Raw genomic sequence first — 13,887 nt, 5'->3', positions numbered from 1 at the left:
CTTAATGAATATATATGATTGTATATCTTTATCCATATAATTACCAGCTTTTGATTAAAGATTTAATAATTTCAGCTACTCTTGCTGCTTCATTTAAAGGTTTGTAGTTATATTCTTCTAGAGAAATAACTGTCTCATCAAAAATTCTTGCTATTTTTTGTTTTACTAATTGCTTGATAAAAATTTTATGCTTTGAGGAATTAAAGTTTGGTGGGCAGAATATATAAAGAGGTTTACCACTTGAAGCTGCCTCGCTGCACATTGAAATCGAGTCGGCGGTAGAGATTATATATTTTGCCTTGGAGAGCATAGCTATATAAGGGTTATAGCCTGTGTCTTCGTTCGGGTCATAAATAATTGTAGAAGCCGGCATGTTATTTTTAATAATTGATTTTACGGCTTGTGGTGTACGTCTACTAAAACTAATGAAAAAAGGTATTTTTAGATTAGTATATATTTTATTTAATAATGAAGAAAATAAAACAGCTTCATCTTTGTTGAAATTAAATTTTTTATTATTCCCACCGATTATCACTGCAATAAACTGTTTAAGATTAGGATAATGTTTTTGGAGTTCTAGACTTGTAGAAGCAAATTTAGCAGTTACATTATTGATAGCCCCATTGATGGGAATTATGTTTTTAAAATCGTTATTGCGAGGAAATACGAAGTATTGACGAAGCAATCTAGTAAAAAAATCCTGAGATTGCCGCAGCCACTTCGTGGCTTCGCAATGACGTTTTAGATTTTTATTGGATCCCGCGATCAAGTCGCGGGATGACAAATGGTAATCATGATAAGGCAAAATAACGGTATCAAATGCATTATAGGGAAGATTAGGCTGCATTATTTGTATTAACTTAATATCTTTAAATTTCTTTTTTAAATAAAATGCCAGTACTGCCGTTCTTCTTCCAGCGGTAATTATCATATCAGGCGGGGACTTATCCAAAATATCCTGCAATAGCTCACTTTTTATATGCATAGGATAATATTTTAGTAAAAAATTCGGTAGCTTAGCTAAGCAATTATATTGCAGTTTAATTATCGTATATTCTTCCGTGAATTTTTCAGCAAGTGCGATAGCCTGATGTGTATTGCCTGTTCTATCATCTGCCAATACCTGTATTTTCATCATAAATACTGCTCTAAAGGTAATGTTAATAAGTCTGTTAGAGGTAGTGATTTATCGCAAGCATTGGCTATTTCTTGTATGATTGGGATTTGAGTGATTAACGGTATATTATATTTTTGCGATAAATGCCCGCCGCTATTATTTTCAAGCATATAGCTCATATTCTCAATTATTCCGAGTATCGGTAGCCCTAATTTTTGATATAAATCTATAGAACGTATTACATCTATCTCCGATATTTTTTGTGGTGTAGTTACGATTATTACGCCGTCTAAATGATAATTTTCTAGCATACTTAAATGAATATCACCTGTTCCCGGCGGCATATCGATAATTAAATAATCTAAATTATCCCATTTTGTTACCGATAATAATTGATAAATAGTCTTACTCGCCATAGGACCACGCCAAATAATTGCCGAATGGTCTTTAACGAAAAAGCCTATAGACATGATCTGAATATTTCTAGTCGTTATCGGTATTATTCGTCCTTCAATAGTTTGCGGTACTTCGTTAATGCCGAATATATGTGGAATTGATGGACCGTAAATATCTGCATCTACTATCCCGACTCGGTAATTTTCTAGACTTAACTGCTGAGAAATAAGAGCTGATATTGTAGATTTTCCGACTCCGCCTTTGCCTGATGCTACTAAGATAATTTTTTTTACATTTTCTATAAAATGTTTTGGTTTTTGAGCTTTTTTCTCCATAGGTTTACTTTCGGTAAAAACAATTGTTATTTTATTTACTTCCGAAATCTCGTTAAGTTTATTAATTGCCTTAAGTCTAATTTCTTCGGCTTCTAACTTGTTTTTACCTGATATATCTATTGAGAAACCTATATTATTACCTTTAATTATAATATCCGATATAACTTGTTTTAAAAAAGTACCGTCTTTAAAAGTAATATGCTGCAGTCTATCGATCATTTGTTTTTGGTGTAAATTCGCCATAATTAAATTTCCTTTTTAAAGCTGTTTAAGCTCGTAACTTGACGTTATATACTATAATATATATAATCACTTAATCCTTAAAATAATATAAAAAAGCAAATGCTTAGTAGAAAATATAGCTCGATTTTAAAAAAATCCCCATGGAAAGATTTTGATTCTAATAAAGAAGATAACATATTCACAAGGCCGCGTAAAAATCAATTTAATTTTGATAAATTTCAATTCCAGTTTAATTTCAATGCTAAAACAATAATTTTAGCTGTTGTTGCGATGGTTGCTTTATGGCTTGCTTTGGGTATTTATGAAATAAAAGAAGGCGAAGAAGCAGCGGTAATAAGATTTGGGCGTTTTGTGCGTAAGGGCTACCCTGGGCTTAATTATCATTTACCGACTCCTTTTGAAAAGATAATAGTTGAGAAAGTTAAACAATCACGCCGGATTGAGATTGGTTATCGTACAAATAGCTCTCTGCGTAGCGGTGGCGATAATACTAAAAATATTGCCGGTGAAAGTATAATGCTCACCGGTGATGAAAATATCGTTGCTTTAAATTGTGACGTAATGTGGCATATTAATAATCTTGAAGATTTTATTTTTAACGTACAAAGACCTGAAGAAACAGTAAAAGCAACAGTAGAAAGTGCCGTTAGGGAAGTAATAGGCAATACTCCTATTTCTTGGGTATTATCCGATCAAAAGCAAGAAATTACTTATAAAATAGAAAAATTAGCACAAAAGATACTGGATAGTTATAATGCCGGTGTGATAATTGAGAAAGTACAATTATTAAAAGCCGAGCCGCCTGCCGAAGTAATAGACGCTTATAGAGACGTGCAAACTTCAAAAGCAGATAAAGAGAAAGAAATAAATCAAGCTCAAGCCTATAATAATAAAATTTTGCCGGAAGCTAGGGGAGCGGCTGCAAAGATTATGCAAGAAGCAGAAGGTTATAGAGAAGAAGTTATATCAAAAGCAGAAGGTGATAGCCAAAGATTTAATGCTATTTATAAACAATATGCTACAGGTAAGCAAGTAACTAGAGATAGATTATATTTAGAAGTAGTCGAAGAGATATTAGGCGGTTCAAATAAAACGATTATTAATAATGCACTACTGCCACACATGGCTATAAAGTAGTAGAACTGTCACCCCCCGCGTGGCTTTTTGACCATGGGGTCTAGCTTTAAATACTAATTATGAGTATTTAAAATTGTTTTTCTGGATCCTACGATCAAGTCATGGGATGACATCGAGCGTGTTGTTCAAGCTATACACGAATGATATTTAAACAACAAGGAATATTAAATGCAACAAAAGATTTATTATATAATTTTTACAATTGTTTTTGGGCTGATACTGATTTCTAACTCCTTATTTTCAGTTGACCAACGCCAATCTGCTGTAGTATTCCAATTTGGTGAAGCAGTTAGAACTATAGAAAATCCAGGGCTAAATATTAAAATCCCGTTTATTCAAAATATTGAATTTTTTGATAAGCGTCTTTTAGATGTTGAAGTTGAGGCAAAAGAATTAACGGCTGCCGACGGTAAACGAGTTATTGTCGATGCTTATGCTAAATTCCAAATTAATAATCCTGTAATGTTTTATAAAACAGTGCATGATTATCAAGGCGTAAAAATTAGATTGACCCGAAATCTTGAATCATCAATGCGTAAGGTGATAGGTAAAATCTCGCTAAGTAGCCTTTTAAGTCAGGAACGTAGTAACGTAATGTTAAATATCTTAAATCAAGTGGACGGAGAAGCTAAAAACTTTGGTATTGACGTTGTAGATGTTAGAATTTTAAGAGCAGACTTACCGAAAGAAAATAGTGCGGCTATTTATCGCCGTATGCAAACGGCACGTGAAAAAGAAGCAACCCAAATTAGAGCAGAAGGGCAAGAAGAAAGCGTGCGTATTCGTTCAAAAGCAGATAAAGAAAGTAAAATAATACTTGCTAAAGCTTATCGAGATGCACAAATTATCAAAGGTGACGGCGATGAGAAAGCGGCAAAAATATATAATTCTGCTTATTCAGTCGACCCGGAATTTTATAAATTTTATAGATCACTTTTAGTATATAAAAATTCTTTAAAGAAAGAGGATACTAATTTTGTAATCTCACCGGATGCTGAAGTTTTAAAATACCTTAATCTAACTAAGTAGTATACTCGTTTAATTTGAAGAATTGGCTACATCGTCTAATAAGTTCTGCGGTGTTCACGTATTATATATACGCTCTGCTCCGAGGGTTTTAGACTTCTTGCTCTTTTCCAAATTAAACTTCGTCTATTTACTTTTCATTTTACTTTGGAGTATATGATGAATCTGAAAATAGTTCTTGTTATAATAGTTTTAATATCAAGTAACATTGTTCTAGCAAAAGAAAATAGTAAGTCTTTAAAAGTAGCAGATCAAGAAGAGAATGAATTTACGGAAATAAATTCAGCTCCTTTAAAAGTAAGTGAAGCCGCCCGTTATAGCTTTGCCGATATAGTTGAGCCGTTAATTCCTGCAGTCGTTAATATTTCAACAATAGAATATGTTAATAGTAAGTCGGAAAATGCCGAGAAAGATCCTCTGCAAGAAAAAAAGCCTTTAGATTTCATTAATGATTTTTTAGAAAAGCTTAATATACCGCTGAATTTGGAAGAGGTCGATCAAACTCCTAAAAGCGTTCCGCTTGGTTCAGGATTTATTATTGAACCTAACGGCTTAATAGTGACAAACTATCATGTAATTGCAAATGTTGAGAAAATTAATATAAAACTTGCAGATAATACCGAATTATCGGCTAAATTAATAGGTAGTGATACTAAAACCGATTTAGCTCTCTTAAAAATAGATAGCGAGGAACCTCTACCTTTTGTTGAGTTTGGAGATTCAAATGATGCAAGAGTAGGAGATTGGGTCATTGCAATCGGTAATCCGTTCGGTAATCTCGGCGGTACGGTGACAAGCGGTATTATATCCTCTAAAGGGCGGGATATCGATATAGATACGGATAATATAGTCGATAATTTTATTCAAACGGATGCTGCAATTAATAACGGTAATTCCGGCGGTCCTATGTTTAATTTGGATCAGAAAGTAATCGGAGTAAATACGGCAATTTTTTCACCGCTCGGTACTAATATAGGTATCGGTTTTGCAATACCGTCAAATACTGCAAAGCCTATAATCGCACGTCTTAAGAAAGATGGAAAAGTAAGTAGAGGACGTCTTGGAGTAACAATACAAGATTTAACCGAGGAAATTTCTGAAGGGTTAGAACTTAAAGATACTAGGGGGGTATTAGTAGCTAAAGTACAAGAAGACGGTCCAAGTGATAAAGCAGGAATTAAAACAGGTGATATAATAATAGAGTTTGCAGATATACCGGTTAAAAATACTAAAAAATTACGTGTAATTATTGCAGATGCTCCTATTGATCAGGAAGTAAAAGTAAAAATACTTCGCGATAAAAAAGAGCTTGAATTACCTATTAAAATTACTTCAGATAATGAAGAAGTTACCAAGGATTCTACAGCAGAGACCAATAAAGAAGAAATAATAAACAAAGAAGAAAATAATTTATCTATTACTAAAAATAATATTACTTTTAGTAATTTGACTGAAGAATTAAGACAACAATATAATATTCCTAACGATAAAGCGGGAATAGTTATAACCAATATTGAGGAAGAAGAAAGTAGCTTTAAAATTGGCGATCTGATAACCAATATTAATCAGGAAAGCATAGACGATATAAGTAAGCTAGAAGAATTATATGAAAATGCTAAAAAATCGAATAAGCAAAATATTTTGCTCTTGATTGAAAGGGGTAGCGGTAATATGTTCGTACCATTGCAGGTGATGTAGTATACTCGTTTAATTTGAAAAATTGGCTACACGTTGTTTTATACTTTTTGATCCTCACGTAGGATTAACTACGCTGCGGTCAAAAAGTATAAAACACCTTGCTCTTCATTTACTAAATAATATATCATCTTGCGACTTGATTGTGGGATCTTGTGTCACGGACTGTGTCCTAAGACCCCGTGGTCAAGCCACGGGGTGACAATTATAAATTAAATAATTATGAATGAAAAAATAGCAATTTTAAGTGCATATAGTTTTGTTAATATAGAAGAGCCGGCAAATTTGATACCGAAACTTTTGCTTATCGGTAAAAGAAAATATGTTAGAGGTACTATTTTATTAGCTAATGAAGGTTTTAACGGTTCTTTTTCAGGTTCATATGAAAATGTAAATCTTGTACTTGAAGAACTAATAAAACTAACCGATCCCAAAGATGTTAACGTTAAAATAAATTATAGTGATGTTCATCCTTTTCAGAAGTTGAAAGTCAGACTTAAGAAAGAGATTATAGCGATGAATATTGATGATTTAAATGTTGATTTATTTAAAGGCGAATATATAGAGCCGAAAGATTGGGATGAATTTATCACAAAACAAGATGTTATAGTAATAGATACTCGTAATGATTATGAAATAGAGATCGGTACATTTAAATCAGCAATTAATCCTAATACCAAAACATTTAAACAGTTTCCTGTTTGGGTTCAGCAGAATCAAGAATTGCTCAAAGGTAAGAAAATTGCTATGGTTTGTACAGGTGGTATCAGGTGTGAAAAATCCACCAGCTTACTTAAAAGCATAGGTTATGATGAGGTATATCATTTAAAGGGCGGTATATTGCAGTATTTAGAAGATACGCAAAACAAAAATAATTTATGGCAAGGTGAATGTTTCGTCTTTGATGATAGAAGAGCAGTGGCAGATGATTTAACACCCGCAGAAGGGTATTGGTTGCGGACTCGTTTAATTTGAAAAATTGGCTACGTTGTTTTATACTTTTTGATCCTCACGTAGGGTTAACTACGCTGCGGTTATCAGCTTCAAGACGCCTTGCTCTTTTCCAAATTACACTTCGTCTGCCTTCGTATAATTTTTTATTATATTAAATAGCTATGAATAAAACCAAACAAGAAATTTATAATAAGCGTCCGACTTCGCCGCATTTAAGTATATATAAACCGCAAATCAGTTCTACGTTGTCAATTTTGCATCGTATGACCGGCGTAGCTCTATTTTTTGCAGTATCGATTTTGGTGTGGTGGTTGATTCTTAGTAAATATGACAATAATTATTTACAGCTTGTTAATTGCTGCGTTATAAAAATATGCTTAGTAGCCGCTAGCTACGCTTGGTTTTATCATTTATGTAACGGCATCAGACATTTATTTTGGGATATTGGTTATGGCTTTTCTATAAAAGCAGTTAACATCACCGGTTGGTGTGTAGTTGTATGTTCTATATTATTAACAATATTTTTATGGTAGCAATCTCATGAAATAATAACAAACTCCTGAGATTGCTTTGTCAATTGCTATGCAATTTCCTCGCAATGACGAAAAGCTAAAACAAATAATAGAGAAAATTAATGGTATATGATTTTAAAGCAGAAATTGTAAAAGCAAAAAATAGCGGTTCTGCTAAAAGCGGTTCTCATCATTGGTTATTACAAAGAGTAACGGGGATTATATTAGCTTTATGTTCTATATGGTTAATATATTTTACGTTAACCAACAAAAATAATGATATAAATATTATTATGTGGGAGCTTAAAAAACCTTTTAATGTAGTAGCATTGTTAATTACGGTGGCTATTTCGTTGTATCATGCGATGCTTGGTATGCGTGTAGTGATTGAGGATTATGTAAGTTGTCACAAATTACGTAATACATTGATTATAATAGTGCAATTATTTTGCATTGTGACTATTGCAGCTTTTATAGTAGCGATGTTTTATAGAGGGTGATTTTCATGTTTTCGATGTCATTCCTAGCTAAAAGCGGGAATCCAGAAAATAACTTTAATATTGCTACACATTATTGACAAAACAAACCTAAAAAAACAAGTTTTTTATAGGTTTTACTGGATTCCCGCTTTTAGCTAGGAATGACATCAGCAGCGTTTATAGCAACTAACACCAAATAAAATTAAATAGTAAAAAATTAATTTAATGACCAAAGCGTATAATATCATTCATCATAAATTTGACGTAATAGTTGTAGGTGCAGGCGGAGCGGGTCTTCGTTCTGCATTCGGTATGGCTAAAGAAGGGCTAAATACCGCCTGTATAACTAAGCTATTCCCAACCCGTAGTCATACTGTGGCTGCACAAGGCGGAATCAGTGCAGCACTTGGAAATATGGGCGAAGATGACTGGCGTTGGCATATGTATGATACGGTAAAAGGATCGGACTGGTTAGGTGATCAGAATGCCATCGAGTATATGTGCAAGAACGCTCCCGATGCGATTTTAGAGCTTGAGCATTACGGCGTACCTTTTTCAAGAACCGAAGAGGGAAAAATTTATCAGCGTCCTTTTGGAGGAATGACAACAGAGTATGGTAAAGGAAAAGCAGCTCAGCGTACATGTGCTGCGGCAGATCGTACGGGGCATGCCATACTTCATACTTTATATCAGCAGTCACTAAAACATAAAGTGCAGTTTTTTGTTGAATATTTTGCTATTGATTTATTGATGGAAGACGGTGAATGTAGAGGCGTAGTTGCGTGGAATTTAGATGACGGTAGTCTACATTGTTTTAGAGCTCATAATGTAGTGCTTGCAACGGGTGGATATGGACGTGCTTATTTTTCGGCGACTTCTGCCCATACTTGTACGGGTGACGGGGGTGGTATGGCGATTAGAGCTGGTCTTCCGCTGCAAGATATGGAGTTTGTACAGTTCCATCCGACCGGTATATATTCAGCTGGTTGTCTTGTTACCGAGGGAGCAAGAGGTGAAGGGGGATATCTCGTTAATTCAAACGGAGAGCGTTTTATGGAGCGTTACGCTCCCGCTGCAAAGGATTTAGCTTCAAGAGACGTAGTTTCAAGAGCAATGACTATTGAGATTCGTGAAGGGCGAGGAGTTGGCGAGCATAAAGATCATGTATTCTTGTATTTAAATCATTTATCGCCTGAAATTTTACATAGCCGTTTGCCTGGCATCTCTGAGACGGCTAAAATTTTTGCTGGTGTGGATGTCACTAAAGAGCCGATACCGGTACTTCCTACAGTACATTATAATATGGGCGGGATACCGACGAATTATCACGGTCAAGTCACAATCAAAGACGGTACGAATCATAATAGCGTAGTAAAGGGACTTATGGCAATCGGTGAAGCGGCTTGCGTATCGGTACACGGAGCTAATCGATTAGGGTCAAACTCTTTGCTTGATTTAGTAGTGTTCGGTAGAAGCTCTGCATTAAAAGCAGCCGAGCTTATTAAGCCTGCGAGTCCTCATAAGCCTTTAAAAGAAGAAAGCCTTGAAAAAGTTATTAATAGATTTGATAAAATACGTCACGTTAACGGTAATATTTTAGTTGCAGATTTAAGGCTTAAAATGCAAAGAACTATGCAAAGCCACGCTTCGGTATTTAGAACTCAAGAAGTACTAGATGAAGGAGCAGGAATGATTAGCGAGATAAGAAGCGGCTATAAAGATATAAAAATTAATGATAAATCTTTAATTTGGAATAGTGATTTAGTCGAAGCCTTAGAGCTAGATAATCTACTTGATCAAGCTTTGGTTACGGTATATTCAGCAGCTGCAAGAAAGGAAAGCAGAGGAGCTCATGCTAGGGAAGATTACCCTGATCGTAACGATGAAGATTGGATGAAACATACTCTTAGCTCTATCGATGAAACTGATAAAGTCGTACTTGATTATAAACCTGTGACGTTAACCACTTTAACCGATGAAATAAGTGCAATTCCACCGGCAAAAAGAGTGTATTAAACTTCGTCTACCGGCTCTTTAGTTATCATTTGTATATCAAAATATGTTTGAGTATTTAATAAAATTCTATCCAAAAATCCTTTTCATTGTAGAGGGGACTTTGGTAACTTTAAAATATAGCGTTATTGCTGTTATATTCGGTTTAGTGATAGGGATGCTGCTCGCTATTTGTAAGGTAAATAAGAATCGTAGCATAAGATTTTTTGCTGATTTATATACTTCTATTTTTAGAGGGACGCCTTTATTAATTCAGCTAAGTATTATTTATTTTGCCTCGCCTTATATAATAGGTATTAAATTTAGCGTGTTTATGGCGGGAGCTATTTCTTTTTCGCTGAATTCGGGAGCATATGTTTCAGAAGTAATTAGGGCGGGGATTAATGCGGTTGATAAAGGACAGTTTGAAGCGGCTGAAGCTCTTGCTATCCCAAGGTTTTTAATAATGAAAGATATAATCTTGCCGCAAGCAGTTAAAAATATTTTTCCGTTATTAGTAAACGAGCTTATTAATTTAATTAAAGAATCGGCGATTATTTCTATGATCGGTGAGGTGGATTTAATGCGTAGAGCACAAATTGTGTCACTTGAAACATATAATTACTTTTTTCCAATGCTTGTTGCTGCGTGCTGTTATTATATTTTAGTGATGTTAATCAGCTTTATAGCAAAAATACTTGAGAAAAAAATGATTGTTAATTAAAACATACTTGCTTTTATGGAAAAAGTAATTATAATTTAAATTTAGTGTAATTTACAAATTCTTATAATTTGTATTTAGAAATGATTTCAAATAAAGGGTGGAAGTATTTTTTACACCCTTTAATTATCGTATGTATAAGTTTTTTTGGAGTATTTTTTTAATGCCGACATATAATCAATTAGTACGTTTTGGGAGAAAGTCAAAAACTCGTAAGACCAAATCTCCTGCCTTAGAATCTAATCCTTTTAAAAGCGGTGTTTGCTTAGTTGTAAAAACCGTTACCCCTAAAAAGCCTAACTCTGCACTTCGTAAGATCGCAACGGTGCGTTTAAGTAATAAAAGAACCGTAAATGCATATATTCCTGGTGAAAAGCATAGTGTAAAGGAGCATGATAGGGTGTTAGTAAGAGGCGGTCAGGTTCCTGATCTTCCGGGGGTGAAATATCATATCGTACTCGGTGCTTATGATATTGCCGGAGTTAAAGGACGTAAGCAAGGTCGTTCACGTTACGGTGCTCCTCGTAAACAAGTTGCAGTTACAAAAAAATAAATTATTAGTTAGAGAGAAAAAATAAAATGTCACGTCGTCACGCCGCGGAAAAGCGAGTAGTTTTACCTGATATGAAATATAACAGTATTTTACTGTCAAGATTTATCAATAATATTATGAAAGAAGGGAAGAAAGCCCTTGCAGAGAAAATTGTTTATTCAGCCTTTAATAAAATTGAAAAGAAGCATAGAGTCGATCCGTATCAAACCTTTAATAATGCTATGCATAACGTAAAGCCGCATTTAGAAGTAACTTCAGTTAGGGTTGGAGGAGCTAATTATCAAGTTCCGACGCATGTTGATGAAAGAAGAGGATATGCTCTTGCTAGCCGTTGGATTATTAATGCTGCGTCAAAACGTTCTGAAAAAATGATGATTGATAAACTTGCCGAAGAGCTGTTTGAAGCTTCTAATAATAGAGGCGTTGCCATTAAGAAGAAAGAAGATACTCATAAAATGGCTGAAGCTAATAAAGCTTTCTCTCATTTTAGCCCTAAAAAAATGAAATAAGGTAGGGTAAATGAGTAAAATAAATAAACTTGAGCATATTCGTAATATCGGTATATGTGCTCACATTGATGCTGGTAAAACCACAACTACCGAACGTATTTTATATTATACTGGTAAATCACATAAAATAGGTGAAGTTCATGAGGGCGGTGCTACCATGGACTGGATGGAGCAAGAGCAAGAACGCGGTATAACCATTACCTCAGCTGCTACTACTTGTAGATGGCAAGATAAAATAATTAATATTATCGATACTCCCGGACACGTTGACTTTACTATCGAAGTAGAGCGTTCGCTTCGTGTTCTTGACGGTGCGGTTGCAGTATTTGACGGTGTAGCAGGTGTTGAACCGCAGTCAGAAACGGTTTGGAGGCAAGCAGATAAATATAATGTTCCTAGAATGTGTTTTGTCAATAAAATGGACAGAATGGGAGCAGATTTTTATAGATGCGTTGAAATGATCAAAGATCGTTTAGGAGCAAAACCGCTTGTTATTCAGTTGCCTGTAGGGATTGAAGAAAATTTTAAAGGTATAATTGATCTTGTTAAAATGAAAGCAGTGATTTGGAAAGATGAATCACTTGGAGCTAAGTATTTTGAAGAACATATACCTGCTGATATGAAAGATAAAGCTGAAGAATATCGTGCTAAATTACTTGATATGGTTGTTGAGTTAGATGATCATGTTATGGAAAAATATTTATCAGGTGAAGAAGTAACAGAAGAAGAGATAAAAAGATTAATCCGAAATGGGACTATTTCAGCAGCTTTTTATCCGGTTTTATGCGGTAGTGCTTTTAAAAATAAAGGAGTGCAACCTTTACTTGATGCCGTAGTTGATTTCCTACCTTCGCCTATTGATATAGGTATAGTAAAAGGTATGGAAGTAAATACCGGTGAAGAAAAAGATTTCCCTATTTCAGTAACTGAGCCGTTTGCAGCTTTAGCATTTAAAATTATGAATGACCCGTTTGTTGGTTCATTAACTTTTATTAGAATATATTCAGGTAAAATTACTTCAGGAACAACTGTTATTAATACCGTAAAGAATAAAAGAGAAAAAATCGGTAGAATGCTATTAATGCATGCTAATAATCGTGAAGACGTAAAAGAAGCATCAGCAGGTGATATAGTAGCTTTAGCAGGTCTTAAAGATACTACCACCGGTGATACGTTATCTGATATTGATAAGCAAGTAATCTTAGAAAGAATGGAATTTCCAGAGCCGGTAATTGAGCTTGCAGTAGAACCTAAATCAACAGCCGATCAAGAAAAAATGGGCTTAGCACTTTCTCGTTTGGCAGCCGAAGATCCATCATTTAGAGTTTCAACAGATCATGAAACAGGACAAACAGTGATAAAAGGAATGGGAGAACTCCATTTAGAAATTATCATTGATCGTATGAGAAGAGAGTTTAAGGTTGAAGCAAATATTGGAGTTCCTCAAGTAGCATATCGCGAGACTATAACAAAAGCTTGCGAAATTGATTATACCCATAAGAAACAATCTGGCGGTGCAGGACAATTTGCTCGTGTAAAAATTATTTTTGAGCCTCTAAAAGAGGTAAAAGATCTAAAAGATGAGGATAAAAATAAAACTTTTGTCTTTGAAAGTAAAATCGTCGGCGGTGCCGTGCCTAAAGAATATATACCAGGTGTTGAAAAAGGATTAAATAATATTAGAGAAACCGGTGTTATTGCCGGTTATCCTATGATTGATTTTAAAGCGACTTTAGTTGACGGTGCGTTTCATGATGTAGATTCTAGTGTACTTGCATTTGAGATTGCTGCAAAGGCAGCATTTAGAGAAGGAATGCCGAAAGGTAATCCTAAATTACTTGAGCCAATTATGAAAGTTGAAGTTATCACTCCTGATGAATATATGGGTGATATTATAGGCGATTTAAATAGTCGTAGAGGGCAAATTCAAAGCATGGATCCAAGAGGGAATGCTCAAGTAGTTACTGCGAATGTTCCTTTAGCGGAAATGTTTGGTTATGTTAATATGCTTAGGTCTTTATCTCAAGGTAGAGCTCAGTTTAGTATGATATTTTCTCATTATGATCAAGTGCCAAGTCAGGTAGCTGATATTATTAAAGCTAAAAAATAATTTAGACTCTGTACACTTTTGATTAATGATTATAATTATGAGGTATTTTTAAACGAAAATTAATAAGATTTTTGAGAGGATAGTTGTTTCCATTTCAAAAAAATCTTA

13 protein-coding genes are annotated in these 13,887 nt (G+C 34.4%); 11 read left to right on the top strand and 2 right to left on the bottom strand.

What is annotated here, in order from left to right; genetic code table 11:
• Positions 1 to 40 precede the first annotated feature (40 nt).
• Both AB1146_RS03725 and AB1146_RS03720 read right to left on the bottom strand, forming a co-directional pair.
• Positions 41 to 1,135, bottom strand: coding sequence for a mitochondrial fission ELM1 family protein (locus AB1146_RS03725; RefSeq protein WP_010423891.1), 1,095 nt, complete (start codon positions 1,133 to 1,135; stop codon positions 41 to 43).
• The gene (locus tag AB1146_RS03720; RefSeq protein ID WP_010423894.1) at positions 1,135 to 2,091 is read right to left on the bottom strand and encodes an Mrp/NBP35 family ATP-binding protein; all 957 of its coding nucleotides are present in this window, start codon (positions 2,089 to 2,091) and stop codon (positions 1,135 to 1,137) included. Before AB1146_RS03720 ends, AB1146_RS03725 begins: the two co-directional genes overlap by 1 nt.
• 99 nt (positions 2,092 to 2,190) lie before the next feature.
• Between AB1146_RS03720 and hflK the strand changes: the two genes are divergently transcribed.
• The 11 genes from hflK (at position 2,191) to fusA (ending at position 13,779) form a co-directional block, all read left to right on the top strand.
• A complete protein-coding gene (gene hflK, locus AB1146_RS03715; protein WP_010423895.1) occupies positions 2,191 to 3,228 on the top strand; it encodes an FtsH protease activity modulator HflK in 1,038 nt (345 codons plus the stop codon).
• Between the two features lie 168 nt (positions 3,229 to 3,396).
• Entirely contained in the window at positions 3,397 to 4,257 is an 861-nt protein-coding gene (hflC, locus tag AB1146_RS03710) for a protease modulator HflC (RefSeq protein WP_010423897.1), read from the top strand.
• Between the two features lie 153 nt (positions 4,258 to 4,410).
• On the top strand, positions 4,411 to 5,952 hold the full coding sequence (locus AB1146_RS03705) for a Do family serine endopeptidase (RefSeq protein WP_010423899.1): 1,542 nt from the start codon (positions 4,411 to 4,413) through the stop codon (positions 5,950 to 5,952).
• Positions 5,953 to 6,171: 219 nt separating this feature from the next.
• Positions 6,172 to 6,924: a rhodanese domain-containing protein gene (locus tag AB1146_RS03700; protein WP_010423900.1), complete on the top strand. Its 753-nt coding sequence runs from the start codon at positions 6,172 to 6,174 to the stop codon at positions 6,922 to 6,924.
• 140 nt (positions 6,925 to 7,064) lie between these two features.
• The gene (sdhC, locus tag AB1146_RS03695; RefSeq protein ID WP_010423903.1) at positions 7,065 to 7,436 is read left to right on the top strand and encodes a succinate dehydrogenase, cytochrome b556 subunit; all 372 of its coding nucleotides are present in this window, start codon (positions 7,065 to 7,067) and stop codon (positions 7,434 to 7,436) included.
• A 101-nt stretch (positions 7,437 to 7,537) separates the two neighbouring features.
• The gene (gene sdhD / locus AB1146_RS03690) at positions 7,538 to 7,915 is read left to right on the top strand and encodes a succinate dehydrogenase, hydrophobic membrane anchor protein (RefSeq protein ID WP_010423904.1); all 378 of its coding nucleotides are present in this window, start codon (positions 7,538 to 7,540) and stop codon (positions 7,913 to 7,915) included.
• Positions 7,916 to 8,119: 204 nt separating this feature from the next.
• The gene (sdhA, locus tag AB1146_RS03685; protein ID WP_010423907.1) at positions 8,120 to 9,910 is read left to right on the top strand and encodes a succinate dehydrogenase flavoprotein subunit; all 1,791 of its coding nucleotides are present in this window, start codon (positions 8,120 to 8,122) and stop codon (positions 9,908 to 9,910) included.
• 43 nt (positions 9,911 to 9,953) lie between these two features.
• Entirely contained in the window at positions 9,954 to 10,610 is a 657-nt protein-coding gene (locus tag AB1146_RS03680; protein WP_010423909.1) for an amino acid ABC transporter permease, read from the top strand.
• Positions 10,611 to 10,770: 160 nt separating this feature from the next.
• Positions 10,771 to 11,160 (top strand): 30S ribosomal protein S12, encoded by a 390-nt coding sequence (gene rpsL, locus AB1146_RS03675; RefSeq protein ID WP_004996647.1) that lies wholly within the window; start codon positions 10,771 to 10,773, stop codon positions 11,158 to 11,160.
• Positions 11,161 to 11,186: 26 nt separating this feature from the next.
• Positions 11,187 to 11,669 carry a 30S ribosomal protein S7 gene (rpsG, locus tag AB1146_RS03670; RefSeq protein ID WP_010423922.1) on the top strand — a complete coding sequence of 161 codons (483 nt, stop codon included), beginning with the start codon at positions 11,187 to 11,189 and terminating at the stop codon, positions 11,667 to 11,669.
• 10 nt (positions 11,670 to 11,679) lie between these two features.
• Complete coding sequence (gene fusA, locus AB1146_RS03665; RefSeq protein ID WP_010423925.1) at positions 11,680 to 13,779, top strand: elongation factor G; 2,100 nt, start codon at positions 11,680 to 11,682, stop codon at positions 13,777 to 13,779.
• Positions 13,780 to 13,887 lie beyond the last annotated feature (108 nt).

It is taken from the genome of Rickettsia helvetica, assembly GCF_963970025.1.
Classification (GTDB): domain Bacteria; phylum Pseudomonadota; class Alphaproteobacteria; order Rickettsiales; family Rickettsiaceae; genus Rickettsia; species Rickettsia helvetica.
Note: the sequence above shows the minus strand (reverse complement) of the source record. Positions and strands in the feature narration are given on the sequence as shown.

What these genes read in the sequence shown, in the direction of transcription:
- AB1146_RS03725 (WP_010423891.1), bottom strand. Translation starts at nt 1,135, where the DNA reads ATGAAAATACAGGTATTGGCAGATGATAGAACAGGCAATACACATCAG.
- AB1146_RS03720 (WP_010423894.1), bottom strand. Translation starts at nt 2,091, where the DNA reads ATGGCGAATTTACACCAAAAACAAATGATCGATAGACTGCAGCATATT.
- hflK (WP_010423895.1), top strand. Translation starts at nt 2,191, where the DNA reads ATGCTTAGTAGAAAATATAGCTCGATTTTAAAAAAATCCCCATGGAAA.
- hflC (WP_010423897.1), top strand. Translation starts at nt 3,397, where the DNA reads ATGCAACAAAAGATTTATTATATAATTTTTACAATTGTTTTTGGGCTG.
- AB1146_RS03705 (WP_010423899.1), top strand. Translation starts at nt 4,411, where the DNA reads ATGATGAATCTGAAAATAGTTCTTGTTATAATAGTTTTAATATCAAGT.
- AB1146_RS03700 (WP_010423900.1), top strand. Translation starts at nt 6,172, where the DNA reads ATGAATGAAAAAATAGCAATTTTAAGTGCATATAGTTTTGTTAATATA.
- sdhC (WP_010423903.1), top strand. Translation starts at nt 7,065, where the DNA reads ATGAATAAAACCAAACAAGAAATTTATAATAAGCGTCCGACTTCGCCG.
- sdhD (WP_010423904.1), top strand. Translation starts at nt 7,538, where the DNA reads ATGGTATATGATTTTAAAGCAGAAATTGTAAAAGCAAAAAATAGCGGT.
- sdhA (WP_010423907.1), top strand. Translation starts at nt 8,120, where the DNA reads ATGACCAAAGCGTATAATATCATTCATCATAAATTTGACGTAATAGTT.
- AB1146_RS03680 (WP_010423909.1), top strand. Translation starts at nt 9,954, where the DNA reads ATGTTTGAGTATTTAATAAAATTCTATCCAAAAATCCTTTTCATTGTA.
- rpsL (WP_004996647.1), top strand. Translation starts at nt 10,771, where the DNA reads ATGCCGACATATAATCAATTAGTACGTTTTGGGAGAAAGTCAAAAACT.
- rpsG (WP_010423922.1), top strand. Translation starts at nt 11,187, where the DNA reads ATGTCACGTCGTCACGCCGCGGAAAAGCGAGTAGTTTTACCTGATATG.
- fusA (WP_010423925.1), top strand. Translation starts at nt 11,680, where the DNA reads ATGAGTAAAATAAATAAACTTGAGCATATTCGTAATATCGGTATATGT.